Origin of the sequence: Streptomyces katrae, from assembly GCF_002028425.1 — a bacterium.
Classification (GTDB): Bacteria; Actinomycetota; Actinomycetes; order Streptomycetales; family Streptomycetaceae; genus Streptomyces; species Streptomyces katrae_A.
In genome coordinates this window covers 3,599,347-3,624,961 of the sequence record NZ_CP020042.1, presented here as the reverse complement: position 1 = coordinate 3,624,961, position 25,615 = coordinate 3,599,347, and the positions used below count along the sequence as shown (strand labels likewise).

Annotated in this window: 19 protein-coding genes, 1 tRNA gene and 1 pseudogene; 18 read left to right on the top strand and 3 right to left on the bottom strand. The window is 73.9% G+C overall.

Going from position 1 to position 25,615, the window contains the following annotated elements:
- Positions 1 to 268 precede the first annotated feature (268 nt).
- The 7 genes and pseudogenes from ssd to B4U46_RS16275 form a co-directional block, all read left to right on the top strand.
- On the top strand, positions 269 to 1,444 hold the full coding sequence (ssd, locus tag B4U46_RS16305; protein WP_079431795.1) for a septum site-determining protein Ssd: 1,176 nt from the start codon (positions 269 to 271) through the stop codon (positions 1,442 to 1,444).
- The gene (locus B4U46_RS16300; RefSeq protein WP_079428184.1) at positions 1,441 to 2,589 is read left to right on the top strand and encodes a TadA family conjugal transfer-associated ATPase; all 1,149 of its coding nucleotides are present in this window, start codon (positions 1,441 to 1,443) and stop codon (positions 2,587 to 2,589) included. The genes ssd and B4U46_RS16300 overlap by 4 nt, the downstream gene beginning before the upstream one ends.
- Entirely contained in the window at positions 2,586 to 3,470 is an 885-nt protein-coding gene (locus B4U46_RS16295; protein ID WP_079428182.1) for a type II secretion system F family protein, read from the top strand. The genes B4U46_RS16300 and B4U46_RS16295 overlap by 4 nt, the downstream gene beginning before the upstream one ends.
- A complete protein-coding gene (locus B4U46_RS16290; RefSeq protein ID WP_079428180.1) occupies positions 3,470 to 4,249 on the top strand; it encodes a type II secretion system F family protein in 780 nt (259 codons plus the stop codon). The genes B4U46_RS16295 and B4U46_RS16290 overlap by 1 nt, the downstream gene beginning before the upstream one ends.
- 97 nt (positions 4,250 to 4,346) lie before the next feature.
- Positions 4,347 to 4,544: a DUF4244 domain-containing protein gene (locus tag B4U46_RS16285; RefSeq protein ID WP_079428178.1), complete on the top strand. Its 198-nt coding sequence runs from the start codon at positions 4,347 to 4,349 to the stop codon at positions 4,542 to 4,544.
- A complete protein-coding gene (locus tag B4U46_RS16280) occupies positions 4,531 to 4,908 on the top strand; it encodes a TadE family type IV pilus minor pilin (RefSeq protein ID WP_079428175.1) in 378 nt (125 codons plus the stop codon). Before B4U46_RS16285 ends, B4U46_RS16280 begins: the two co-directional genes overlap by 14 nt.
- Positions 4,905 to 5,165, top strand: a pseudogene (locus B4U46_RS16275) (Rv3654c family TadE-like protein); the annotation flags it as partial. The gene B4U46_RS16280 and the pseudogene B4U46_RS16275, both read left to right, overlap by 4 nt.
- Positions 5,166 to 5,240: 75 nt before the next feature.
- Here B4U46_RS16275 and B4U46_RS16270 read toward each other — a convergent pair.
- The gene (locus tag B4U46_RS16270; protein WP_079428173.1) at positions 5,241 to 7,682 is read right to left on the bottom strand and encodes a DEAD/DEAH box helicase; all 2,442 of its coding nucleotides are present in this window, start codon (positions 7,680 to 7,682) and stop codon (positions 5,241 to 5,243) included.
- A gap of 80 nt (positions 7,683 to 7,762) precedes the next feature.
- Here B4U46_RS16270 and bldG point away from each other — a divergent pair, with 80 nt between their 5' ends.
- From bldG to B4U46_RS16215, 11 genes are all read left to right on the top strand, one after another.
- Positions 7,763 to 8,104 carry an anti-sigma factor antagonist BldG gene (gene bldG / locus B4U46_RS16265; protein WP_007264942.1) on the top strand — a complete coding sequence of 114 codons (342 nt, stop codon included), beginning with the start codon at positions 7,763 to 7,765 and terminating at the stop codon, positions 8,102 to 8,104.
- A 103-nt stretch (positions 8,105 to 8,207) separates the two neighbouring features.
- A complete protein-coding gene (locus tag B4U46_RS16260; protein ID WP_079428170.1) occupies positions 8,208 to 8,648 on the top strand; it encodes an ATP-binding protein in 441 nt (146 codons plus the stop codon).
- A gap of 257 nt (positions 8,649 to 8,905) precedes the next feature.
- Positions 8,906 to 11,311 carry a sodium-translocating pyrophosphatase gene (locus B4U46_RS16255; protein WP_079428168.1) on the top strand — a complete coding sequence of 802 codons (2,406 nt, stop codon included), beginning with the start codon at positions 8,906 to 8,908 and terminating at the stop codon, positions 11,309 to 11,311.
- Between the two features lie 186 nt (positions 11,312 to 11,497).
- Positions 11,498 to 12,052, top strand: a complete 555-nt coding sequence (locus B4U46_RS16250) for a small secreted protein (protein ID WP_079428165.1) — start codon at positions 11,498 to 11,500, stop codon at positions 12,050 to 12,052.
- A 169-nt stretch (positions 12,053 to 12,221) separates the two neighbouring features.
- Positions 12,222 to 13,736 carry a N5-glutamine methyltransferase family protein gene (locus B4U46_RS16245; RefSeq protein ID WP_079428163.1) on the top strand — a complete coding sequence of 505 codons (1,515 nt, stop codon included), beginning with the start codon at positions 12,222 to 12,224 and terminating at the stop codon, positions 13,734 to 13,736.
- Positions 13,737 to 13,920: 184 nt separating this feature from the next.
- On the top strand, positions 13,921 to 14,118 hold the full coding sequence (locus B4U46_RS16240) for a hypothetical protein (RefSeq protein WP_042820710.1): 198 nt from the start codon (positions 13,921 to 13,923) through the stop codon (positions 14,116 to 14,118).
- Positions 14,119 to 14,385: 267 nt separating this feature from the next.
- A complete protein-coding gene (topA, locus tag B4U46_RS16235) occupies positions 14,386 to 17,256 on the top strand; it encodes a type I DNA topoisomerase (RefSeq protein WP_079428160.1) in 2,871 nt (956 codons plus the stop codon).
- A gap of 131 nt (positions 17,257 to 17,387) precedes the next feature.
- Positions 17,388 to 20,615 (top strand): dTMP kinase, encoded by a 3,228-nt coding sequence (gene tmk / locus B4U46_RS16230; RefSeq protein WP_079428157.1) that lies wholly within the window; start codon positions 17,388 to 17,390, stop codon positions 20,613 to 20,615.
- Between the two features lie 109 nt (positions 20,616 to 20,724).
- Positions 20,725 to 21,936 (top strand): DNA polymerase III subunit delta', encoded by a 1,212-nt coding sequence (locus B4U46_RS16225; RefSeq protein ID WP_079428155.1) that lies wholly within the window; start codon positions 20,725 to 20,727, stop codon positions 21,934 to 21,936.
- A gap of 141 nt (positions 21,937 to 22,077) precedes the next feature.
- On the top strand, positions 22,078 to 23,613 hold the full coding sequence (locus B4U46_RS16220; protein WP_079428152.1) for an alpha/beta hydrolase: 1,536 nt from the start codon (positions 22,078 to 22,080) through the stop codon (positions 23,611 to 23,613).
- A 102-nt stretch (positions 23,614 to 23,715) separates the two neighbouring features.
- Positions 23,716 to 23,789: transfer RNA gene (locus B4U46_RS16215), tRNA-Thr, on the top strand.
- Positions 23,790 to 23,947: 158 nt separating this feature from the next.
- On the opposite strand, the gene B4U46_RS16210 is transcribed toward B4U46_RS16215, so the two are convergent.
- On the bottom strand, positions 23,948 to 24,958 hold the full coding sequence (locus B4U46_RS16210) for a hypothetical protein (protein WP_079428150.1): 1,011 nt from the start codon (positions 24,956 to 24,958) through the stop codon (positions 23,948 to 23,950).
- Positions 24,955 to 25,578: a hypothetical protein gene (locus B4U46_RS16205; RefSeq protein ID WP_079428148.1), complete on the bottom strand. Its 624-nt coding sequence runs from the start codon at positions 25,576 to 25,578 to the stop codon at positions 24,955 to 24,957. The genes B4U46_RS16210 and B4U46_RS16205 overlap by 4 nt, the downstream gene beginning before the upstream one ends.
- Positions 25,579 to 25,615 lie beyond the last annotated feature (37 nt).

The window sequence follows — 25,615 nt, the reverse complement described above, 5'->3', positions numbered from 1 at the left end:
CCGGCCCTTCCTCTTCGGCGGGCCCGCACGGCGCGGCCCCTCACCCCCTCCGACGCGTAACTCTGCGTAGTTGTTCCGGCGCGCTCCGGAACTCACTCGCGGGGGTGGAGAAGATATTCACAAGCCCCTTCTTGTCCACAGTTTTCCGGCAAGATCCACTTCTTTTTCCGGACCCCTGCACCGTGATTCCAGCCGCGAAGTCCGCGGCGTGTGGATTTGCAGTGAGAAGGGGGCGGAGATCGTGGCTGGATCGAAGTCGTGTGAAGCGCTGGAGACCGGTGCGGCGGGCGGGAGCGGGCCGGGCGCCCGCGCCGGCGGGTCCGGGCCCGGCGGTGGGCGGCCGCTGATCATCACCGAGGACCCGCTGCTCCTCGACGATCTGCTGCGGCTGTGCGCCGCCGCGGGCGCCGAGCCGCATGTGCACCATGCGGTGCCGGAGCAAAGCGGAGCCGCAGGGGACCCCGGCGGCGGTGACGTGGACGCCGCGGCTCCGGGCGGAGGCGCCGGGTGGGAGACGGCCCCGCTGGTCCTGGTCGGGGACGACGCCGCCCGCCGGGTGCGCGGGGCGCCGCGCCGGGAAGGGGTGTTCCTCGTCGGCCGGGACCTCGACGACCCCTTCGTGTGGCAGCGGGCCGTGGAGATCGGCGCCGAGGAGGTGCTGCGGCTGCCCGACGCCGAGAACCGGCTCGTCGACCGTCTCGCCGACGTGGTCGAAGGGGCCGGACGGCCCGCCCTCACGGTCGGCGTCATCGGCGGCAGCGGCGGGGCCGGGGCGTCCACCCTCGCCTGCGCCCTGGCGCTGCGGGCCGCCCGGTCCGGGGAGCGCACCATCCTCATCGACGGTGACCCCCTCGGCGGCGGCATGGACGTCCTGCTCGGCGGTGAGGGCGCCGAGGGGCTGCGCTGGCCGGACTTCGCCGCCTCGCGGGGCCGGGTCGGAGCCGGGGCGCTGGAGGAGTCCCTTCCCGAACTGCACGCGCTGCGGGTGCTGAGCTGGGACCGCGGGGACCGGGTGGTGGTGCCGCCCGCCGCCATGCGGTCGGTGGTGGCCGCCGCCCGGCGGCGCGGCGGGGTGGTCGTGGTCGACCTGCCCCGGCGGGTGGACGAGGCCGTGGCAGAGGTACTGGCCCAGCTGGACCTCGTCCTGCTGGTGGTCCCCGGCGAGCTGCGGTCGGTGGCCGCGGCGGGGCGCGTCGCCGCCGGGGTGCGGATGGTGGCCCGGGACGTCCGCGTGGTCGTACGGGGCCGCTGCCGGCAGGGGCTCGACGCCGAAGCGGTCGCGGGGCTCCTGGGAGCGCCGCTGGCCGGGGAGGTTCCGGTGGAGGTGGGGCTCCCGGGGCGGGTGGCCGAGGGGGAACCGCCCGGCGCGCGGGGTGCGCTGGCCCGCTTCTGCGACGGCTTCTGGCAGCGGGCCCTCGGCCCGGCGCAGGGGGTGCCGGCATGAGCGCGGTCCTGCTGGACGCGGTACGCCGGCGCCTCGCCGAGAGCGGTGCGGAGCCCACGCCGGCCCGGGTCGCGGCGGCCCTGCGGGCGCAGGGCCGGCTGCTCGGGGACGCGGAAGTGCTGGGTGCGGCGGCCGAGTTGCGGTCCGAGCTGGTCGGCGCGGGCCCGCTGGAGCGGCTGCTCGGCGACCCCGGGGTCACCGATGTGCTGGTGGCCGCCCCCGACCGGGTGTGGGTGGACCGGGGCGGCGGCCTGGAGCTGACGGAGGTGACCTTCGCCGACGCCGAGGCCGTGCGCAGGCTGGCCCAGCGGCTGGCCGCCGTCGCGGGGAGGCGGCTGGACGACGCCCGGCCCTGGGTGGACGCCCGGATGCCGGACGGCACCCGGCTGCATGCCGTCCTCCCGCCGGTGGCCGTCGGGTCGGCGTGCCTGTCCCTGCGGGTGGTGCGGCCCAAGGCGTTCACGCTGGAGGAGCTGGTCGCCGCGGGGACCCTCCCGCCGGGCGGGCAGCGGCTGCTGCGGGCGATGGTCGAGGCCCGGCTGTCCTTCCTCGTCTCCGGCGGGACGGGCACGGGCAAGACCACCCTCCTCAGCGCCCTGCTCGGACTGGTCGGGCCGGCCGAACGGATCGTGCTGGCCGAGGACTCCGCCGAACTGCGGCCGGACCATCCCCATGTGGTGCGGCTGGAGACCCGGCCCGCGAACCAGGAGGGTGCGGGCCTGGTCACCCTCGCCGACCTGGTCCGCCAGGCCCTGCGGATGCGCCCCGACCGGCTGGTGGTCGGCGAGGTGCGCGGCGCCGAGGTGGCCGATCTGCTGGCCGCGCTGAACACCGGGCACGAGGGGGGCTGCGGCACGGTCCACGCCAATGCCGCCGAGCACGTCCCCGCCCGGCTGGAGGCGCTCGGTACCGCCGCCGGACTCGACCGGGCCGCCCTGCACAGCCAGCTGGCGGCCGCGCTGACCCTCGTGGTCCATCTGGCCCGCGACCGGGCGGGGCGGCGCCGGGTGGCGGAGGTCCATGTGCTGGAGCGGGATCCGGACGGGCTCGTGGTGACCGTACCCGCGCTGCGCTGGGGTGCCCGCGGGTTCCTGCGGGAGCGGGGCTGGGAGCGGCTCGGTCCGCTGCTGCGGGGTGCGCGGTGAACGCCGGGGCGCTCGGGTCGGTGCCGGTGTTCGCCGGGGTGCTGTGCGCGGGGGCGGCGGCCTGGGGGCTGGCCGGGGGCGACGGGGTGTCCCGCCGGACCCGGCTGGTGCTGGCGGGAGGAGGGCCGGCCGTGCCGCGCGGGCCCTCGCCCGGGTGGCGGCTGGTGGCGGCCGTGCGGGGGCGGGCCGCCTGGTGGCGGGAGGGGGTGGTGCTCGCGGCCGGGCTGCTGGTGGCCGTGCTGGGCGGCTCGGTGATCCCGCTGGTGCTGGGGGCGGCCTCGGTGCCGCTGCTGCGCAGGTGGCTGCGGGCCCGGGAGCGGGAGCGGGCGCGGGACGCCAGGGCCGCCGGGGTGGTGGAGCTGTGCGGGGCCGTGGTCGGGGAGCTGAGGGCGGGTGCCCAGCCCGGGCAGGCCCTGACGGCGGCGATACGGCGTACGTCGGCCGGTCCCGGCGGTCCGGGCCCGGCGGAGGCGGCCGTGCTGGCCGCCGCGGCCTTCGGCGGGGACGTGGCCTGCGCCCTCCATGAGGCGGCGGGGGAGCCGGGCGCGGAGGGGCTGGCCGCGATGGCGGCTTGCTGGCGGGTCTCGGTGGACGGCGGCGCGGGCCTGGCGGCAGGCCTGGACCGGCTGGAGGGCGCCCTGCGGGCCGAGCGGGACCGCAAGGAGTCCCTGCGGGCCCAGCTGGCGGGGGCCAGGTCCACGACGGTGGTGCTCGCCCTGCTGCCGCTGGTGGGGCTGCTGATGGGGACCGCGCTCGGGGCGGATCCGCTGGAGGTGCTGCTGCACTCCCCGGTGGGGTGGGGCTGCCTGGTGGCGGGCGGGGTGCTGGAAGCGCTGGGGCTGCTGTGGTGCGGGCGGATCGTACGGACGGGGGAGCGGTGATGGGCGGACCGGTGGTCCACAGGCTGGGGACGGTCCTGTGCCTGGCTGCGGTGGTGTGGTGCCTGGCCTCGGCGGTGTCGGCGCGGCTGGGGCGGCGGGCGGTGCGGCGCAGGCTCGCGGCGGTCTTCCGGGCCGCCCGGCCCGTGCGGCGCGGGCCGCCGCGGGGCCGCCGGGTGCGGGCGGTGGTGGTGGCGTGGGCGGCGCCGGCCGGGGCGCTGCTGGCCGGCTGGGTGCTGGTCGGCGGGGCGTGGGGGCTGCTCGCCGGGTGCGGCGCCGCCACCGGGGTGCGGTGGTGGTCGGCCCGGCCGCGGCCTCCCGCCGGGGTCGACCCGCAGGAGGCGGAGCGGGAGTTGCCGTTCGCGGCGGATCTGCTGGCCGCCTGTCTGGCGGCGGGTGCGGGGCCGGTGGAGGCGGCCGAGGTGGTGGGGGAGTCGCTGGGCGGTGCGGTGGGCGAGCGGCTGGCGCTCGCGGGGGCGGAGCTGCGGCTGGGCGGTGAACCGGGAGCGGCGTGGGGGAGGTTGGCTGGCATACCCGGGGCCCAGGGGCTGGCGGAATGCCTGGAGCGCGCGGCGCGGACGGGGGCGCCCGCCGCGGAGCCGGTCTCCCGGCTGGCGGCGGCCCTGCGGGCCGACCGCTCCCGGCGGGCGGGCGCCCGGGCCCAGCGGGCCGCGGTGCTCGTCACCGCGCCGGTCGGGCTGTGCTTCCTCCCCGCCTTCCTGGCGGTCGGGGTGGCGCCGGTGGTGATCGGAATGGCCTCCGGTCTGCTGTCGGCCGGCTGAAATCCCGGAGCCCTCCGGAGGCCGGGGCGCTCTCGCCGGGAGTTTCGCAATCAAAACCTGAAATCACATCAAGAAGGTAATCCCACAGGAGGTTGTCATGAGGATCATCTGGTTTCGTCTGCGGGCGGCACTGAGCGGTCGCGGGAGCGACGCCGGAATGTCGACTTCGGAATACGCCATGGGCACGATCGCGGCCTGTGCGTTCGCCGCGGTTCTGTACAAGGTGGTGACGAGTGACGTGGTCGCGACGGCCCTTCAGTCGACCATCGGGAAGGCGCTCGATGCGCCCTTCTGAGCGAAAGCCGCCGGTCGCCCTGGACCGGGGTTATGTGACGGCGGAGGCGGCACTCGTCATTCCGGCCCTGGTGCTGCTGGCGGCCCTGCTGGTGTGGGCGCTGATGGCCGCGGCCGCGCAGATCCGGTGTGTGGACGCCGCCCGGGCGGGCGCCCGGGCGGCGGCCCGGTCCGAACCGGCCGGGGCGGCGCTGGCTGCGGCCAGACAGGCCGCCCCGCCGGGGGCCGAGGTGCAGCTGGAGCGGTCCGGGGACCTGTGGCGGGTGCGGGTGGAGGCGCCCGCCCCGGGGCCGGCAGGGCTGCCGGTACGGATCGGGGCGCGGGCGGTGGCCCTGGCCGAGGACAGCGTGGGGCCGCCGCCATGAGCCGGGACCGGGGCTCCGCGACGGTGTGGGCCACCGTGGTGGCCACCGCGCTGGTGGCGGTGTTCGGGGGCGTGCTGCTGCTGGGCCAGGCGGTGGTGGCCCGGCACCGGGCGGGGGCCGCGGCCGATCTGGCGGCCCTCGCGGCGGCGGCCACCTGGGCGCACGGCCCGCTCGCCGCCTGTGCGGCGGCCGGGAGGGTGGCCGGGGCCCAGGGGGCGGTGGTGGCCCGGTGCCGCGTCGGGGGCGAGGTGGCCGAGGTCACCGCCGTGGTCCGGGCCGGCCCCTTCGCCCCGGCGGCCGCCGCTCGCGCGGGCCCGCCCCTGCCCCGGGGGTCAGGGGGCCAGGAGGCGGCCGAGGAGGCGGATGGCGCCGCGTTTGTGGAGGGGGTCGTTGCCGTTGCCGCACTTGGGGGACTGGATGCAGGAGGGGCAGCCCGCCTCGCACTCGCAGGCGGCGATGGCGTCCCGGGTGGCCGTCAGCCATTCCCGGGCCGTGTGGAAGGCCCGCTCCGCGAAGCCGGCGCCGCCCGGGTGGCCGTCGTAGACGAACACCGTGGGCAGCAGGGTGTCCGGGTGCAGCGGGACGGAGACCCCGCCGATGTCCCAGCGGTCGCAGGTGGCGAACAGCGGGAGCAGGCCGATGGAGGCGTGCTCGGCGGCGTGCAGGGCGCCGCCGAGGATCTCCGGGTTGATCCGGGCCTCGTCGAGCTGCTCCTCGGTGACCGTCCACCACACGGCCCGGGTGCGCAGGGTGCGCGGCGGCAGGTCCAGCTTGGCCTCGCCGAGCACCTCGCCGGTGATCAGCTTGCGGCGCAGGTAGGACACCACCTGGTTGGTGACCTCGACCGAGCCGTAGCAGAGCCGGGCCGCGCCCCAGGGGACCTCGGTCTCGGTCTCCAGGATGGAGATCGAGGTGGTGTCGCGGGCCGTGGTGGAGAAGGGCGGGTCCGCCTCCTCGACCAGGGCGACGGACTCCTCCAGGTCCAGCCGCCGCACCAGGTACGTGCGGCCCTGGTGGAGGTGGACGGCGCCGTCGTGGACCGCGGTGTGGGAGGCGGACTCGTCCACCGTGCCCAGCAGCCGTCCGGTCCCGGCCTCGACGATCTGGACCGGGCGGCCCCCGCCGCCGCGGATGTCGGTCAGGTCCGAGGCGCGCTCCCGGCGGGTCCAGTGCCAGGCCGCGGTCCGCCGCCGCAGCAGCTTCGCCGCCTCCAGCTGGGGCAGCAGCCCGGCCGTGGCCGGGCCGAAGAGGTCCAGGTCGGCCTCGGTCAGGGGCAGCTCGGCGGCGGCCGCGCACAGGTGCGGGGCCAGCACGTAGGGGTTGTCGGGGTCCAGCACGGTGGCCTCCACAGGCTGCCGGAAGAGGGCCTCGGGGTGGTGGACCAGATACGTGTCCAGCGGGTCGTCGCGGGCGATCAGCACCGCCAGGGCGCCCTGCCCCGAGCGGCCGGCGCGCCCCGCCTGCTGCCACAGCGAGGCCCGCGTGCCCGGATAGCCGGCGATCAGCACGGCGTCCAGGCCGGACACGTCCACGCCGAGCTCCAGGGCCGTGGTGGCGGCCAGCCCCAGCAGTTCCCCGGAGTGCAGGGCCCGCTCCAGGGCGCGGCGCTCCTCGGGCAGGTAGCCGCCCCGGTAGGCGGCGACCCGCCGGGGCAGGGACCGGTCCACCTCGGCCAGCCGCTCCTTGGCGATCACGGAGATCAGCTCGGCGCCGCGCCGGGAACGGACGAAGGCCACCGTCCGGACCCCCTGGACCACCAGGTCGGTCAGCAGGTCGGCGGTCTCCGCCGTCGCGGTGCGGCGCACCGGGGCGCCCCGCTCGCCCTTCAGCTCGGTCAGAGGCGGCTCCCACAGGGCGAAGACCACCTCGCCGCGCGGGGAGGCGTCGTCGGTGATCCCGGTGACCGGGACTCCGGTCAGCCGGGAGGCGGCGGCCGCCGGGTCGCTCGCCGTGGCGGAGGCCAGCAGGAACACCGGTTCGGAGCCGTAGCGGGCGCACAGCCGGCGCAGCCGTCGGAGCACCTGGGCGACGTGCGAGCCGAACACGCCGCGGTAGGTGTGGCACTCGTCGATGACGACGTAGCGCAGGGCCTTGAGGAAGGAGGACCAGCGGGGATGGGAGGGCAGTATGCCGCGGTGCAGCATGTCGGGGTTGGTCAGCACGTAGTTGGCGTACTGGCGCACCCACTCGCGTTCCTCGACGGGCGTGTCCCCGTCGTACACGGCCGGTCGCACGGCGTTCCCGAGGGGTGCGGAGAGTTCCCGGACGGCGCGCCGCTGGTCGGCGGCCAGAGCCTTGGTCGGAGCCAGGTAGAGGGCGGTCGCACCGCGCCCGTTCGGCGCCTCGGCTCCGTCGGCGAGGGCCGTCAGCACGGGGGCCAGATAGGCCAGGGACTTGCCCGAGGCGGTTCCGGTGGCGATGACCACCGACTCGCCGTGCAGGGCGAGCTCGGCGGCCGCGGCCTGGTGTTCCCACGGGTGTTCGATGCCCGCCGCCTGGATGGCGGCCACTACATCCGTTCGGACCAGGTGCGGCCAGACCGCATGACGGCCCTCCCGAGGGGGCAAGTGCTCCGTATGGGTGATGCGCGCAGCCCGGGAAGGCCCCCGTGACAGGCGGTTCAGAATGGTGCCGGGGGTGGGTCGTGGGTTCGCCGGTGCCGTGGCCGGACCGGGGCGGTGAGTGTTGGCCATTGGAACCGAGTGTGTCACCGACGTGCGGGACAATGGTCTCAAGGCGTCGTGCGCGCCTGCCGGTAAGTGATTGAATGCCATCGCGGCAGCCGATCCCTCCCCTACCTTCGGGTGGGAGGCCCCTGGGGGGCGCCGCTCGATAGCAAGGTGCTGGAGGATCCGTGGACCTGTCCCTGTCGACTCGCACTGTCGGCGACCGCACGGTCGTAGAGGTCGGTGGCGAGATTGATGTGTATACCGCGCCCAAGCTGCGCGAGCAGTTGGTGGAGTTGGTGAACGACGGCAGCTACCACCTGGTTGTCGACATGGAGCGAGTGGACTTCCTCGACTCCACCGGCCTCGGTGTGCTCGTGGGAGGCCTCAAGCGCGTCCGTGCGCACGAGGGCTCGCTGCGTCTGGTCTGCAACCAGGAGCGCATCCTGAAGATCTTCCGGATCACCGGTCTGACGAAGGTGTTCCCGATCCACACCTCGGTGGAAGACGCCGTCCAGGCCACCGACTGACATACGGCTCCGGGTACGAGGAGCCGTCGAGGAGCGGGGGTACCCGGACCATGGGTGGTCCGGGCCCCTGTCAAGGCACGCCTGTAGTCCGAGGGGGACGCACATGGCCACCGTTGAACTGCGTTTCAGCGCCCAGCCCGAACACGTCCGCACGGCCCGCCTGGTCGCGGCCGCCGTGGCGCGCCGGGCGGGGGTGGAGGAAGCCGTCCTCGACGAGGTCCGCCTCGCCGTGGGCGAGGCCTGTTCCCGTGCCGTCGGACTGCACCGCAGCAACGGGCTGACCGCGCCCGTCCGGGTGGTGCTGACCGAGGAGGAGAAGCTGTTCTCCATCGAGGTCGGCGACGAGGTGCCCGGGCCGGCCGGCGGTTCCTCCGAGCCGGTGCCCGGTATGGACGCGGCCCTGGATCCGGATGCCGACGGTGAGGACGAGATGGGGCTCGCCGTGATCAGCGGGCTCGTCGACGACGTCTCCGTGACCAGTGGTGAATCGGGCGGAACGATCCGGATGCGCTGGCCCGTCGCCAGGGTTTCCGATCTTCCGTAAGGCCGTGCCCGTCCTATCTTCCGATCTTTATCAAGGCCCTGCTGAGCAGGGCCTTTTTCATTCCCCAGGAAATCCTCTAGATCGTTGATCGGCCGTCAATGGCTTTGCCCCATTACCTCTTTCGGGGGTAAAGGAGTGACGCGATCTATTGCTGAGGAGCAAGAGCACGCCAATTCCGTTTCACGCCCACTGTTTTGATCAGGGCGCGCTCCCTACAATCCGTCCACATCTTGAGCTCATCACGTCAAGGAGGACGAATGACGGGGCTCTTCACCCCCCAAGCCGTGGATCACACCGGCGATCTGGCGGCCGCAGTACTCACGGATGACAACCGGCTCATCGTGTTCGTCATCGCGGGCATCGCACTGGCCGCCCTCGTGGTCGCGCAGATCCTGGTCCGCCAGGTCCTCGCGGCCGACGAGGGCACTACCAACATGAAGAAAATCGCGGCGGCGGTGCAGGAGGGCGCGAACGCCTACCTGGGCCGCCAGTTGCGCACCCTCGGCATCTTCGCCGTCGTGGTCTTCTTCCTGCTCTTCCTGCTCCCCGCCGACGACTGGACGCAGCGCTCCGGGCGCTCCGCCTTCTTCCTCGTCGGCGCCCTCTTCTCGGCCACCACCGGCTACATCGGCATGCGCCTCGCCGTGCGCGCCAACGTCCGCGTCGCAGCGGCCGCCCGCGAGGCCACCCCCGCCGAGGGCGAGCCCGCCAAGGACCTGACCGAAGTCGCCCACAAGGCCATGAAGATCGCCTTCCGCACGGGCGGCGTGGTCGGCATGTTCACCGTCGGCCTCGGCCTGCTCGGCGCCTCCTGCGTCGTGCTCGTCTACGCCGCCGACGCCCCCAAGGTGCTGGAGGGCTTCGGCCTCGGCGCCGCGCTCATCGCGATGTTCATGCGCGTGGGCGGCGGCATCTTCACCAAGGCCGCCGACGTGGGCGCCGACCTGGTCGGCAAGGTCGAGCAGGGCATTCCGGAGGACGATCCGCGCAATGCCGCGACCATCGCCGACAATGTGGGCGACAACGTCGGCGACTGCGCGGGGATGGCGGCCGACCTCTTCGAGTCCTACGCCGTCACCCTCGTGGCCGCCCTCATCCTCGGCAAGGCCGCCTTCGGCGACCTCGGCCTCGCCTTCCCGCTGATCGTGCCCGCCATCGGCGTCATCACCGCCATGATCGGCATCTTCGCCGTGGCCCCGCGCCGCGCCGACCGCAGCGGGATGACGGCGATCAACCGCGGCTTCTTCATCTCCGCCGTGATCTCCCTGGTGCTCGTCGGGGCCGCCGTCTACGCCTACCTCCCGGCCACCTACAAGGAGCTCACCGGGGTCGAGGACGCCGCGATCCTCGGCCACTCCGGCGACCCGCGCGTCCTGGCCGTCGTCGCCGTCGCCATCGGCATCGTGCTCGCGGCCCTGATCCAGCAGCTGACCGGCTACTTCACCGAGACCAACCGCCGCCCCGTCCGGGACATCGGCAAGACCTCGCTGACCGGCCCCGCCACCGTGGTCCTCGCCGGCATCTCCGTCGGCCTGGAGTCCGCCGTCTACACGGCGCTGCTCATCGGCCTCGGCGTCTACGGGGCCTTCCTGCTCGGCGGCACGTCGATCATGCTCGCGCTCTTCGCGGTGGCACTGGCCGGCACCGGCCTGCTCACCACGGTCGGCGTCATCGTCGCCATGGACACCTTCGGCCCGGTTTCCGACAACGCCCAGGGCATCGCGGAGATGTCCGGCGACGTCGAGGGCGCCGGCGCCCAGGTCCTCACCGACCTCGACGCCGTCGGCAACACCACCAAGGCCATCACCAAGGGCATCGCCATCGCCACCGCCGTCCTGGCCGCGGCCGCGCTCTTCGGCTCGTACAACGACGCCATCACCAACGCGGTCAAGTCGGTCGGCGCCAAGGCCGGGGAGATGAACCTCAGCCTCTCCATCGCCCAGCCCAACAACCTGGTCGGCCTGATCCTCGGCGCGGCCGTCGTGTTCCTGTTCTCGGGCCTGGCCATCAACGCCGTGTCCCGCTCCGCGGGCGCCGTCGTCTACGAGGTGCGCCGCCAGTTCCGCGAGCACCCCGGGATCATGGACTACTCCGAGAAGCCCGAGTACGGGCGCGTCGTGGACATCTGCACCAAGGACGCCCTGCGCGAACTGGCCACGCCGGGTCTGCTCGCCGTGCTCACCCCGATCGCGGTCGGCTTCACCCTCGGCGTCGGTGCGCTCGGCTCCTTCCTCGCGGGCGCCATCGGCTGCGGCACCCTGATGGCGGTCTTCCTCGCCAACTCGGGTGGCGCGTGGGACAACGCGAAGAAGCTCGTCGAGGACGGCCACCACGGCGGCAAGGGCAGCGAGGCCCACGCCGCGGTCGTCATCGGCGACACGGTCGGCGACCCCTTCAAGGACACCGCCGGTCCGGCCATCAACCCGCTGCTGAAGGTCATGAACCTGGTGGCCCTGCTGATCGCCCCGGCCGTCGTGCAGTTCAGCTACGGCGCGGACGCGAGCGTGACCGTCCGGGCCGTGGTCGCGGCGCTCGCGCTGCTGGTCATCATCGGCGCGGTGTACGCCTCCAAGCGCCGCGGCATCGCCGTCGGCGACGACGAGGGGGAGGGGGCCGCCGCGGAGCGCGTGGCCCAGCCGGCGGACCCGGCGACGGTCTCCTGACCCCGCGGAGCCCCTGAGGCGGCCCGGGCGGCCGGGAACGGCCCGCGACCGGTGGGCCGACCGGTCGCGGATGCGCCCGAACGGCGGACGGGCGGCGCGTACTGACGCGCCGTCCGTCCGCCTTTGTGTGTACTCGGATGGCGGGCGTGTATCTTCCGGCCGAGAGCCTTCGAAGGGACCAATCCGGTGAACAAGAAGCTTGCGGCCGCGGTGTCCTGCGGTGCGGTACTGATGCTCGCGCTGTCCGGCTGCGGCGGTGACGACGGCGGGGACAAGAAGGCTGACGCCTGGGCCAAGAAGGTCTGCGACAAGTGGGAGCCCCAGCTCACCAAGATCAAGGACACCAACGACGAGCTGAAGCGGGTCGCCTCGCAGAGCAGCAAGCCGGAGGAGGTCCAGAAGACCGACTCGTCCGCGTTCCAGACCCTTTCCGACTCCTACAAGAGCATGGCCGCCTCCCTGACGGCGGCCGGTGAGGCCCCGGTCAAGGACGGCAAGGCCGCACAGGACTCGGTGGTCAAGAGCTACGGCGAGATCTCCAAGGGCTACACCGACCTCAAGACGAAGATCGACGCCCTCGACCCCAAGGACCAGAGCAAGTTCGCGGACGGTCTCCAGCAGGTCGCCGGCGGTCTCACGGAGGTCGCGGCCAACGAGACCGCGAGCAAGGAGAAGCTCAACTCGACCGGTCTCAAGGTGATCTACACCCAGAAGGGCTGCCAGGTCTCGGCGCCCAAGTAGGTACCCGAGTATTCGCCCAAGAGGGTGCTCAAGCAGGTGCTCACGTAGCCGCCGCCGCACGGGGCGCGGGCGGGCGTACGCGGTCCGGCCGGCCGAGGTCCACGGCGGACCCGGCCGCCGTGCCCCGGGGATCGCGCGGATCACCGGCCCCAGCGGCCACAATGGACGGGTGAGTACCACCAGCCTCCCCCAGCCCGCCCGCGCCGCCGAGCTCCGAGAAGCCTTCCTCGCCGCCGGTTTCACCGCCGACGGGCTGCTCGACCTGCTCGGCGCCCCCGCCTACGCCGCGCTCGCCCGCAGCGAGACGGTCCCCGCCCTGCGCGCCACGCGCAGCCACGGCGACGGCCCCCTCGCCACCCTGGTGCGGCTGTTCCTCCTGCAGTGCCCCGTGCCCCACGTGCACGCCGCCCAGGCGCTGCCCGTCGAGGCGGCGCTCGCCGACGGGTGGCTGCGGCGGGAGGGCGACGAGGTGCACGCCACCGTCGACGTGCGCCCGTACGGCGGTCCCGACGGCGAGGACTGGTTCATCGTCTCCGACCTCGGCTGCGCCGTCGGCGGGGCCGGCGGCATCGGCAGCCGCGAGGAGGGCGTCGTCCTCGGCGTCGGCGGGGCCTCCACCACCCTGGCCGGGATCACCGTCCGCATCCCCGTCGGCTCGGCCCTCGACCTGGGCACCGGCTCCGGGATCCAGGCCCTGCACGCCGCCCAGCACGCCACCCGCGTCACCGCCACCGACGTCAACCCGCGCGCCCTGGAATTCACCCGGCTGACGCTGGCGCTCTCCGGGGCGCCGGAGGCCGAGCTGCTCACCGGCTCCCTGTTCGAGCCCGTCGGCGACGCCACGTACGACCTGATCGTGTCGAACCCGCCCTTCGTCATCTCCCCCGCCGCCCGGCTCACCTACCGCGACGGCGGGATGGGCGGGGACGACCTGTGCCGGACCCTGGTCCAGCAGGCGGGGGACCACCTCAACCCCGGTGGCTTCGCCCAGTTCCTCGGCAACTGGCAGCACGTCGAGGGCGAGGACTGGCACGACCGCGTCCGCTCCTGGGTGCCGCGCGGCTGTGACGCGTGGATCGTGCAGCGTGACGTACAGGACGTGACGCAGTACGCCGAGCTGTGGCTGCGCGACGCCGGCGACCACCGCAGCGACCCGGCCGAGTACGCGGCTCGTTACGAGGACTGGCTGGACGAGTTCGAGTCCCGCAAGACCAAGGCCGTCGGCTTCGGCTGGATCACGCTGCGCCGCACCGACGCGGCCGAGCCCTCGATCGTGGTCGAGGAGTGGCCGCACACGGTGGAGCAGCCGCTCGGCGAGACCGTCCTGGCGCACTTCGCCCGCCAGGACTACCTGCGCGAACACGACGACGCCGCGCTGCTGGCCGGGTACTTCCGGCTGACCGAGGAGGTCGTCCAGGAGCAGGTCGGCGCGCCCGGCGCGGAGGACCCCGAGCACGTGGTGCTCCGGCAGAACCGCGGGATGCGCCGGGCCACCAAGGTGGACACGGTCGGGGCTGGTTTCGCCGGGGTGTGCGACGGCTCGCTCAGCGCCGGCCGGATCCTCGACGCGATCGCCCAGCTGGTCGAGGAGGACCCGGTCCTGCTGCGGGACCGCACCCCGGAGGCGATCCGGATGCTGGTCGAGCAGGGGTTCCTGGAGCCCGTGCAGGAGCCGCACAGGTAGCCGGCCCGGTAGCCGTTCCGCGGCCCGCCGGTGCCTGCTCCGGTAGCCGGCCCGGGTTCGCGGCGCCGGGCGAACCCGTGATGTAACCCGGGGTTCGCCCGCCGTATCCCCACGGGTGGCAGGCTCCCGGGCAGCGGGGGATTCGGGGGGATCCCCCGGGCGGCCCGGGTGGAGGGGGAACGGCATGGAACGCGGTCCGGCGGTCTTCGCGGCGGGCGTGTTCCTGCTGTTCGGGGCGGCTCTGCTGGTGTGGACGGGGGCGCGGGCCGGCCGTCGGGCGCCGGTCGCCGAGGGCGTGCGCCCCGCGGTGGCCGTACCGCTGGCGCTGCTCGCCGGCGCGGGCTCGCTGGCCCTGGGAGTCTGGTGCCTCCAGCGGTTCTGAGGCGCGGAAAGGCGATGATCTCCAGCGGGGTGTGAAATACGACGTCGGGGCGGGTGCGCGGGCGGGGCCAGACGGCCCCCAGGCCACTCGGCCCGGTGACCGGGAGGGGCCCGGCGCGGCATCCGGGCGGCAGAAATGGCACTTGTCGGGTTACCGTTCGAGTGGCCGTTGCGGGCTTGTGCCGTTTGACACGGGGGCGGGTTGTACCGTCACACTCCGCAGCGTCGCCGTACTGCGACCGAGTGCCGACCGGAGAGAAGAGCCAAGTTGTCCCCGACTAGCGAGACCGCACAGGGCGGCCGCCGACTCGTCATTGTCGAGTCCCCTGCCAAGGCGAAGACGATCAAGGGCTACCTGGGCCCTGGGTACGTCGTCGAGGCGAGCGTCGGGCACATCCGCGACCTCCCGAACGGCGCCGCCGAGGTCCCCGACAAGTACACCGGCGAGGTCCGCCGCCTCGGCGTGGATGTCGAGCACGACTTCGCGCCGATCTACGTCGTCAACGCGGACAAGAAGGCCCAGGTCAGGAAGCTCAAGGATCTGCTGGCTGAGTCCGACGAACTCTTCCTCGCCACCGATGAGGACCGCGAGGGCGAAGCCATCGCATGGCACCTCCAGGAAGTCCTCAAGCCCAAGGTCCCCGTCCACCGGATGGTCTTCCACGAGATCACCAAGGACGCCATCCGCGACGCCGTCGCCAACCCGCGCGAGCTCAACCAGCGCATGGTCGACGCCCAGGAAACCCGCCGCATCCTCGACCGCCTCTACGGCTACGAGGTCTCGCCGGTCCTGTGGAAGAAGGTCATGCCGCGGCTGTCGGCCGGCCGCGTCCAGTCCGTGGCCACCCGCCTCGTCGTCGAGCGGGAGCGCGAGCGCATCGCCTTCCGCTCCGCCGAGTACTGGGACCTGACCGGCACCTTCGGCACCGGCCGCGCCGGTGACGCCTCCGACCCCTCGACGCTGGTCGCCCGCCTGAACACGGTGGACGGCAAGCGCGTCGCCCAGGGCCGCGACTTCGGCCCGAACGGGCAGCTCAAGGGCGAGGTGCTGCACCTCGACGAGGCGAACGCGCGGGCGCTCGCCGCCGCGCTCCAGGGCGCCGACTTCTCCGTCCGCTCGGTCGAGTCCAAGCCGTACCGCCGCTCCCCGTACGCCCCGTTCCGCACGACGACCCTCCAGCAGGAGGCCTCGCGCAAGCTGGGCTTCGGCGCGAAGGCGACGATGCAGGTGGCGCAGAAGCTGTACGAGAACGGCTTCATCACCTACATGCGTACGGACTCCACGACGCTCTCCGACACCGCCGTGGCGGCGGCGCGGGCGCAGGTCACGCAGCTCTACGGGGCCGACTACCTGCCCGAGAAGCCGCGCGTCTACGCGGGCAAGGTCAAGAACGCGCAGGAGGCGCACGAGGCGATCCGGCCTTCGGGTGATCGTTTCCGCACCCCCGCCGAGACGGGCCTGACCGGCGACCAGTTCCGGCTGTACGAGCTGATCTGGAAGCGGACCGTCGCCTCCCAGATGAAGGACGCGACCGGTAACTCCGTGACCGTGAAGATCGGCGGGCGGGCGAGCGACGGCCGGGACGCCGAGTTCAGCGCCTCCGGCAAGACGATCACCTTCCACGGCTTCATGAAGGCCTACGTCGAGGGCGCCGACGACCCGAACGCCGAGCTGGACGACCGTGAGCGCCGGCTGCCGCAGGTCGCCGAGGGCGACGCGCTGACCGCCGAGGAGATCACCGCCGACGGCCACGCGACCAAGCCCCCGGCCCGCTACACCGAGGCCTCGCTGGTCAAGGAGCTGGAGGAGCGGGAGATCGGCCGCCCGTCGACGTACGCGTCGATCATCGGCACGATCCTCGACCGCGGCTACGTCTTCAAGAAGGGCACGGCGCTCGTCCCGTCCTTCCTCTCCTTCGCCGTCGTGAACCTGCTGGAGACCCACTTCGGCCGGCTCGTCGACTACGACTTCACCGCCAAGATGGAGGACGACCTCGACCGCATCGCGCGCGGCGAGGCCCAGTCCGTGCCGTGGCTGAAGCGGTTCTACTTCGGCTCCGAGCACGCCACCGAGGTCGTACCGGCCGACGGCGACGCGCTCGGCGGTCTGAAGGAGCTGGTCACGGACCTGGGCGCGATCGACGCCCGGGAGATCTCCTCCTTCCCCGTCGGCGACGGCATCGTGCTGCGCGTCGGCCGCTACGGCCCGTACGTGGAGCGCGGCGAGAAGGACGCGGAGGGCCACCAGCGGGCCGACGTGCCGGACGACCTGGCTCCGGACGAGCTGACGGTCGAGTACGCGGAGGAGCTGTTCGCGAAGCCGAGCGGCGAGTTCGAGCTGGGCAAGGACCCGGTGAGCGGGAACGAAATCGTCGCGAAGGACGGTCGTTACGGGCCGTACGTGACGGAGATCCTGCCCGAGGGCACGCCGAAGACGGGCAAGAACGCGGTCAAGCCGCGGACGGCCTCCCTGTTCAAGAGCATGTCCCTGGACACGGTCACCCTCGAGGACGCCCTGCGGCTGATGTCGCTGCCGCGCGTCGTCGGCACGGACGCGGAGGGCGTGGAGATCACGGCCCAGAACGGCCGCTACGGCCCGTACCTGAAGAAGGGCACGGACTCGCGGTCCCTGGAGACCGAGGACCAGCTCTTCTCGATCACCCTGGACGAGGCCCTGGCGATCTACGCGCAGCCCAAGCAGCGGGGCCGGGCCGCGGCCAAGCCGCCGCTGAAGGAGCTGGGCACGGACCCGGTCAGCGAGAAGCCGGTGGTCGTCAAGGACGGCCGCTTCGGCCCGTACGTGACGGACGGCGAGACGAACGCGACGCTGCGCCGGGACGACGACGTCGAGACGATCACGCCGGAGCGGGGCTACGAGCTGCTCGCGGAGAAGCGGGCCAAGGGGCCGGCGAAGAAGACCGCGAAGAAGGCTCCGGCGAAGAAGGCTCCGGCGAAGAAGGCCACGGCGGCGAAGAAGACGACCACCGCGAAGAAGACGACGGCCGCCAAGACGACGGCCGCTAAGACGACGGCCGCGAAGACGACGGCCGCCAAGACGGCCGCCGCGAAGAAGACGGTGGCGAAGAAGGCGACGGCGGCCGCGAAGAAGACGACGGCAGCCGCTCCGGCGGACGAGTAGGGCTCCGGGGCGGGGCCCCGTCCCCGCACAGCGGGTTGCGGACGGGGTGCGGACAGGGGTGCGGGCGGGGTCACACGGGGCCCCGTCCACAGGCCACCGCAACGGCCCAGTGCAGCGGATAGGCTGGGCGGATGACGCGAGCCGAGCAGCCACCGGTCGTGACCGCCTCCGAGAACCCCGCCTACGACGAAGCCCTAGCCGCGGACTCCCGCGAGCGAGCGGTGCGCGCGCTGCTGCGCACCCCCGGGCTGCGCCGTCTGTGGAGCGCCCAGCTGGTGAGCGGCATCGGTGACGCCCTCGCCCTGCTGGTCCTCGTCCTGCTGACCCTCCAGGCGACCGTCACGACCACCACCGGCGGCCTCTTCGGCACCGGCTACCGCGGCGCCGCCTTCGCCGTCGCGGCCGTCTTCGCGGTGCGCGTCCTCGCCACCGTCCTGTTCGGCGCGGTCCTGCTCGGACCGCTGGCCCAGCTCACCGCCCCCGGCGGCAAGCTGGACCGCCGCTGGACGATGGCCGGCGCCGACGGGCTGCGGATCGTGCTGTTCGTCGTCGCCCCGCTCTGGCTCGACTGGATCCCGGCGCACGCCACGGTCGCCCTGCTGGCCACCGTCTTCGTCTCCGGCTCCGCCGAGCGGGTGTGGACCCTGGCCAAGGAGAGCGCCGCGCCCGCGCTGCTGCCCGCGCCGCCGCCGGAGGGGGCGACGGTACGCCCGCTCCCGGACCACCTCGACGCCCTGCGCCGCCTCAGCCTGCGCACCGCCTTCGCGGCGATGCCCGTCGCGGCCGCCGCCCTGCTCGTCGCGACGCTGGTCGGGCGGGCGCTGGGCCTGGGCGTGGAATGGTTCGCCGTGAACCAGTCGGCGCTGGGCTCGTACGTCGCCGCCGGCCTGTTCGCCGCTTCCGTCTCGCTGCTGCTGCCGCTGGCCCTGCCTGCCTTGAAGACCCCGAGGCCGCGTTCGCCGCTGGAGGGGCTGCGCGCCCCCCGCGCGGGCGACCGGGCCGAGAAGGGCCGTACGGGCTCGATCCGGCTGCTCGTGCTGGCCTGCGCCGCCGTCGCCGGAGCCGTCGCCTGCGCCGCCTCCGTCGCCGTGCTGCACGCCTTCGACCTGGGCGGCGGGCCCTCCTCGTACGCCCTGATGGTGCTCGCCCTCGTCGGCGGCACCGCCGCCGGCATCCGCGCCACCCAGGCCGGCAAGGTGCTGCCCGGGCTGTCCCGGCGTCGGCTGCTGGCCCTGGCCATGGCCGTCGCCGGACTGGCGCTGCTGCTGACCGGACTGGTCCGGGACACGGCGACCGTGCTGTTCCTGGCCCTGCTCGCGGGGACCGCCGCCGGCGTCGCCGCCAACACCGGCCACACCCTGCTCGACCAGGAGACCGAGGAGTTCCGCCGCGCCCGGGTCACCGCGCACCTGCAGGCCGTGGTCCGCGTGGCCGTAGCCCTCGGCGCGGTGGCCGCCCCGCTGCTGGCCGCCGCGATCGGCCCGCACCGGCTGGAGGCCGGCCGGATCGTCCTCGCGCACGGCGGCGCCGCCTACACCCTGATGCTGGTCGGCGCGCTGCTGCTGCCCGCCGCCGTCGTGGTCCTCACCCGGGCCGACGACCGCGGCGGCGTGCCGCTGCGCCGCGACCTGCGCGAGGCGCTGCGCGGTGGGGAGCCCGTCCAGGCCCCGTCCGCGACCGGGTTCTTCATCGCCCTGGAGGGCGGCGACGGCGCCGGGAAGTCCACCCAGGTCGAGGCGCTGGCCGACTGGATACGGGGCAAGGGCCACGAGGTCGTCGTGACCCGGGAGCCGGGCGCCACCCCGGTCGGCAAGCGGCTCCGTTCGATCCTGCTGGACATCTCCTCCGCCGGGCTGTCCAACCGCGCCGAGGCGCTGCTGTACGCCGCCGACCGCGCGGAGCACGTGGACACGGTGGTCCGGCCCGCCCTGGAGCGGGGCGCGGTCGTCATCTCCGACCGCTACATCGACTCCTCGGTCGCCTACCAGGGCGCCGGGCGCGACCTGTCCCCGACGGAGATCGCCCGGATCTCCCGCTGGGCCACGGACGGCCTGGTCCCGAACCTGACCGTGCTGCTCGACGTCTCCCCGGAGACCGCGCGGGAGCGGTTCACGGAGGCGCCCGACCGGCTGGAGTCCGAGCCGACCGAGTTCCACCAGCGGGTGCGGGCCGGTTTCCTGACGCTCGCCGCCGCCGACCCCGGCCGCTACCTGGTGGTCGACGCCGGGCAGGACCCGGGCTCCGTGACCACCGTCGTGCGCCACCGCCTCGACCGGATGCTCCCGCTGTCCGAGGCCGAGGTGGCCGCGCAGCTCGAGGCCCGCCGGCTCGCCGAGGAGGAGGCCCGGCGCAAGGCCGAGGAAGAGGCCGCGCGCAGGGCGGAGGAGGCCCGGCTGAAGGCCGAGGAGGAGGCCCGCCTGGCCCGGGAGGCGGAGGAGGCCCGGATCAGGGCCGAGCAGGAGGCCGAAGCGGCCCGGGCCAAGGCCGAGCGGGAGGCCGCGGAGGCGCGTCGGCTGGCCGAGGAGGAGGCCGCCCGCAAGGCGGAGGAATCCCGGCGCAAGGCCGAGGAGGAGCGGCGCAAGGCCGAGGCGGAGGCCCGTGCCCGGGCCGAGGCCGAACGGCTGCGCGCGGAGGCCGAGGAGCGGGCCCTCGCCGCCGAGCGGGAGCGGATCCGGCTCCAGGAGGCGGAGGAGGCCCGGCTGCGCGCCGAGGCGGAGGAGCGCCGGCTGGAGAAGCAGCGGCGGGCCGAGGAGGCCCTGCTGCGGGCGGAGGAGGCGCGCAAGCTGGCGGAGGCCTCGGCCGCCGCGGCCGCCGCCTCGGCGAAGGCCGCCGAGGCGCCCGCGCCCAAGGTCGAGATGCGCAAGGACTCCCTTCCGGCGGACGAGGCCACGATCGAGACGCCGGTGGTGCGCCGGGTCGTCCGGCCCGACGACGTGACGCAGACCGTGCCGGTGCCCAAGATCGACCCGGCGTCGGCGTCGGCGTCCGCGTCGCGCCCGTCGGACGAGACGGCCGTCCTGCCCGCCGTACGGCCCGACGGCCCGCCCCCGGCCGCCCCCGGCGGGCGGACCCGGCCCGCGGAGCGTCCGACGGCCCCCCACAGCCAGGAGGCCCCGGCCGACCGGGTGCCGCCGGGCATCTTCCGGGACTCCGCGAACGACGTGACCCGCGAGCTCCCCGTCTTCGACGAGGACGGCCGGCCGCGCAGGGCCCCGTCGGACTGGGCCGAGGCCACCCCGATGGACGACCTGCCGAGCCTGGCGGACGAACTGCTGGGCCCCCGCCCGGACGACGAGGACGGCCACGGCGACGACCGCGGTGGCGACGGCGGCCGGGGCGGACGGCGCCGCCGCCGCTGACCCGGCGGGCGGGCGCTTCCTTCCGGCGGGAGGGATTGTCGGTGGCGCGCGCCACAATGTGAGCAGACGGGTGCGGAGCACCCACGGACGGTGAAAGGCGGTGGGCGGGATGCCCGTGTGGGACGACCTGGTGGGACAGGGGCGCGTGCACGCGCAGCTGGCCGCCGCCTCCCGCGACGCGGACGCCCTGGTCACGGCCGCCGCCGAGGGTGAGCCGCTGCCGCCCGGCTCCAAGATGACCCACGCCTGGCTGTTCACCGGCCCGCCCGGCTCCGGGCGGGCCACCGCCGCCCGGGCCTTCGCGGCGGCCCTGCAGTGCGTCAGCCCGGACCGCGCCCTCGGGGGCGAGCCGGGCTGCGGGTTCTGCGACGGCTGCCACACCACCCTGGCCGGGACGCACGCCGACGTGGAGATCGTCCGCACCGACCTCCTGTCGATCGGTGTGAAGGAGACCCGCGACCTGGTCCGCCGCGCCCAGCTGTCGCCGGCCGTGGGCCGCTGGCAGGTCATCGTCCTGGAGGACGCCGACCGGCTCACCGAGGGCGCGGGCAACGTCCTGCTGAAGGCCGTGGAGGAGCCCGCCCCGCGCACCGTGTGGCTGCTGTGCGCGCCCTCCCTGGAGGACGTGCTGCCCACCATCCGCTCCCGCTGCCGGCACCTGACGCTGACCACCCCGTCCGTGGCGGCCGTGGCCGAGGTGCTGGTGCGGCGTGACGGCGTCGAGCCGGCCGCCGCCGAGGCCGCCGCCCGCGCGACCCAGGGCCACATCGACCGGGCCCGCCGGCTCGCCACCGACGAGGCCGCCCGCTCCCGCCGCGCCGCCGTGCTGAAGCTCCCCCTGCGGGTGGACGACGTGGGCGGCTGCCTCAAGGCCGCGCAGGAGCTGGTCGACGCCGCCGCGGAGGACGCCAAGCAGGTCGCCGAGGAGGTCGACACGAAGGAGACCGAGGAGCTCCGGGCCGCGCTCGGCGCCGGAGCGGGCGCCGGCGGGCGGCTGCCGCGCGGGACGGCCGGGGTGATGAAGGAGCTCGAGGACCGCCAGAAGCGCCGGCGCACCCGCACCCAGCGCGACAGCCTCGACCTCGCCCTCACCGACCTGACCGGCTTCTACCGGGACGTCCTGGCCCTCCAGCTCGGCTCGGCCCTGGCCATCGCCAACGAGGACATACGCCCCGACCTCGACCGGATCGCCCGCGCCTCGGGCCCCGAGAGGACCCTGCGGCGCATCGAGGCGATCATCGCCTGCCGCCAGGCCCTCGACCGGAACGTGGCCCCGCTGCTGGCGGTGGAGGCCATGACGATGGCTCTGCGCGCGGGCTGACGTTCACCCGTACGAGCGGTTCCGGGCCGCGCGCGGGGAATCCCGTACGGTTGCCGGACGGCGGGTCCGTGCCCGGTCGGCGGTCGGCCGCCCGGGCGGCGGCCGACCGCCGGGGGCCCCGGCAGGACGTACGCTCGCCGCATGGACACCAGGCGACTGCTGCGTACCACCGGGACAGTGATCGCAGCCGCCGGGCTGCTGCTCTCCGGCTGCACCTCCGGCAGCCCGGGCGTGGCCTCCGCCTCGGCCGAGCCGTCCGCGGCTCCGGCCGCGCTGCGCCCGTACTACACGCAGAAGCTGAGCTGGCGCGACTGCGGTGTCCAGGGCTTCCAGTGCTCCACGATGAAGGCGCCGCTGGACTACGCGAACCCGGGCTCCGGCCAGGACGTGGACATCGCGGTGGCCCGCCGCACCGCCACCGGCCCGGGCAAGAAGCTCGGCTCCCTGGTGGTCAACCCGGGCGGCCCCGGCGGCTCCGGCATCGGCTACCTCCAGGCGTACGCCGGCATCGGCTATCCGGCGCCCGTCCGCGCCCGCTACGACATGGTCTCCTTCGACCCGCGCGGAGTGGCCCGCAGCAGCCCGGTGGAATGCCTGGACGGCCCGGCGATGGACCGGTTCACCCAGGTGGACCAGACCCCGGACGACCAGGCGGAACGGGCCCGGCTGGTGGCGGCGTTCAAGGAGTTCGCGGCGGGCTGCGAGCAGCGCTCGGCGCGGATCCTGCCGCACGTCTCCACCGTGGACGCCGCCCGCGACATGGACCTGCTCCGGGCGGTCCTGGGCGACGAGAAGCTGAACTACGTCGGCGCCTCCTACGGCACCTTCCTCGGCGCGACGTACGCGGACCTCTTCCCGGGCCGGGTGGGCCGGATGGTCCTCGACGGGGCGATGGACCCCTCACGCCCGGCGCTCGACCTCAACCGCGACCAGACGGCGGGCTTCGACACCGCCTTCCGCTCCTTCGCGAAGGACTGCGCCAAGCAGACCGACTGCCCGCTGGGGCGGGGCACGCCGGAGGAGCAGGGCCGGCACCTGAAGGACCTCTTCCGCAAGCTGGACGCCCAGCCCGTCCCCTCCGGCGACGCCGGCCGCCCGGTGGGCGAGGCCCTCGCGACGACGGGCGTGATCGCGGCCCTGTACGACGAGAGCGCCTGGCCGCACCTGCGCCAGGCCCTCACGGACGCGATGAACGGCGACGGGGCCGGCCTGCTGTCCCTCGCCGACAGCTACTACGAGCGCGAGGCGGACGGCTCGTACGCGAACCTCATGTTCGCGAACGCCGCCGTGAACTGCCTCGACCAGCCCCCCGCCTTCAGCGGCCCGGAGGCGGTGGACCACGCCCTGCCCTCCTTCGAGAAGGCCTCGCCGGTCTTCGGCGCGGGGCTGGCCTGGGCCTCGCTGAACTGCACGTACTGGCCGGTGAAGGCCACGGGCACGGCGAAGCCCCTGAAGGCCCCCGGCGCGGCCCCCATCGTGGTGGTCGGCACGACCCGCGACCCGGCGACCCCGTACAAGTGGGCCCGCTCCCTGGCGGACCAGCTCGACTCGGGCACCCTCCTCACGTACGACGGCGACGGCCACACGGCGTACGGCCGGGGCAGCGACTGCATCGACACGGCGATCAACCGCTACCTCCTGGACGGCCAGGCCCCACCCGCCGACAAGCGCTGCTGACCCCCGGGCCCCCTGGTTCGGGGCACCGGGTTTAACCCTGTAGACTTGGCGACGCTGCTGATGAGAGGCTCCCCCCGGGGAAAATCTTGTCTTCCCAGCGGTGCCGCCTTAGCTCAGTTGGCCAGAGCAACGCACTCGTAATGCGTAGGTCTCGGGTTCGAATCCCGAAGGCGGCTCTGTGGAAGCCCCAGGACTCACTCGCCGTGACCTGGGGCTTTTGCTTTTCGGCGACCAGGTCCTGGGCGGGGGTGCTGCCCGTAGTCCCGGGCAGCGTCCTCGCGTGCTCCTTGCTCGGTACCGGGTGCGCACGAACGCATCGTGGCAGGCCCGTCGGTCAGTGCTCGATCCCGGAGGACTTCGGCGTGATCTGTGGGGGTGCGGGCTCGCTCACTCCGTGGCCGGTGAGGGCACTGCGGGGCGCGGAGATGATGCCGTGGCCCAGGTTCACACCGGGTAGGAAGGCACTCATGTGCTCCCTCCGCTTCGCCCCGGCGGCCGGCGGGTTCAGCTCCTCGTAGGAGTTGGCCGTCGACAGCCGGTCGACGATCGCCGCATGGGCCTCCTTCCGGTCCTCGGGGACATCGATGGCGTGCAGCTTCATGGCGAATTCCTCGGGGGACTTCCCGGGGTCGTCATCCCCCATCCGCAGTTGGCAGCGGATGGGGGGATCGGCCATGAACGCGTTGATGTCGGGCGGAAGGTGCGCGTGCTGAGGCAACGGCGTCGCGAACTTGATGCCCTCCTTGCCGACCTCGGCGTTCCTGAGGAGCGCCGGTATCTCGGTCTTGCCGAGGACCGAGTCCGCGGTGATGTCGGCGGCGAACGCGATCACGAGTCCCTCGGTTGCGAGGGCGTATCGGTCCGAGAGGGTGTCCCAGGCGGCACCGTGAGCGGCGGCCAGTTTCTCCGGATCGAAGTTGAAGTGCTGGGCGAGTGCATCCACCACGAATTCGTTGCCGAGGAAGTATCCGTTGAGCCGGTGCCCGGCGGGGGTGTCCTCCAGCACCTGCAGGCCGCGCGACTGGCCGCATGCCTTGGCCAGAAAGCGATTGGGCACGGGTCTGTCCGTGCCCTCGAGCTTGGACTCGTAGGACCAGAACGCGCGATGGGGGCCGCGGTCCTCGTTGGTGACCGAGTCCTTCGCCGAAAGGTTCTCGATGAAGTCCAGAAGACCCGGCTTGGGCCCTTCCGCCTCCGGATCGAGCGTCGACAGGTAGTCGCCGTACAGCCTGCGGGCTATCGCGGCCCCGGCCTGTTGGTCACGTGGTTCCGCTGCGGCATGCTCCTGCTGGAGGGCAAAGGCCCGGGCTATCTCCGCCGGGGTCGGGGGAGCGTCGGGGCTCACGGGTTCCTCCGTGAGCCTTCAGGGGCGTTCACGGTCAGCCGGATCCGCGAACCACCGGGCGTGTCGGCGGTCCACGCCGTGAAGGACACCGACTGCACCAGCACGATGAAGGCCTGTCCTGGGTGGTCGCCGACCGGCTTCCAGTACGCCATGCGGTAGGGCGTGCGGGTCTCGAGGCGGTATTCACGGTTCTCCCAGAACCCCGGTTCCGGCGGTTCCGGGAAGTCCGGTGCGTCCCAGGCGCCGTTCCAGACCGCAGGCCCCAGCACGCTTTCGGCCGCCTTGAGGAACTCGGGCCACTCCTCGGCCGAGCGGACCAGGAGACCGGGGTTCTCGGACGCGTCGTCCGCGTTGAGGTGCCACGCCCAGTGGGTCAGGCGGCGTACGGGATGCCAGTTGCCACCTGCTTCGAAGGTCCACCTGCCGCCGGCCCCGCTGCGCACCACCAGATTGCGGTCGGCCGTCTGCGGCTCCCAGCCGTAGCGCTCGCACCACGTGCGGCATTCCGGAGAGCCGCCCTGCGGCGGACCCGCCCAGACCGATGCCCAGTCCACCCCCCGTAGGCCCTCCAGCTCGGCGGCCAGGTCCCGGGCCGTACGGCCCGATGTCTCCGTCAGCATCGTCTCAAGCTCCTCGCCCGGTGTTATGTGCGGGCAT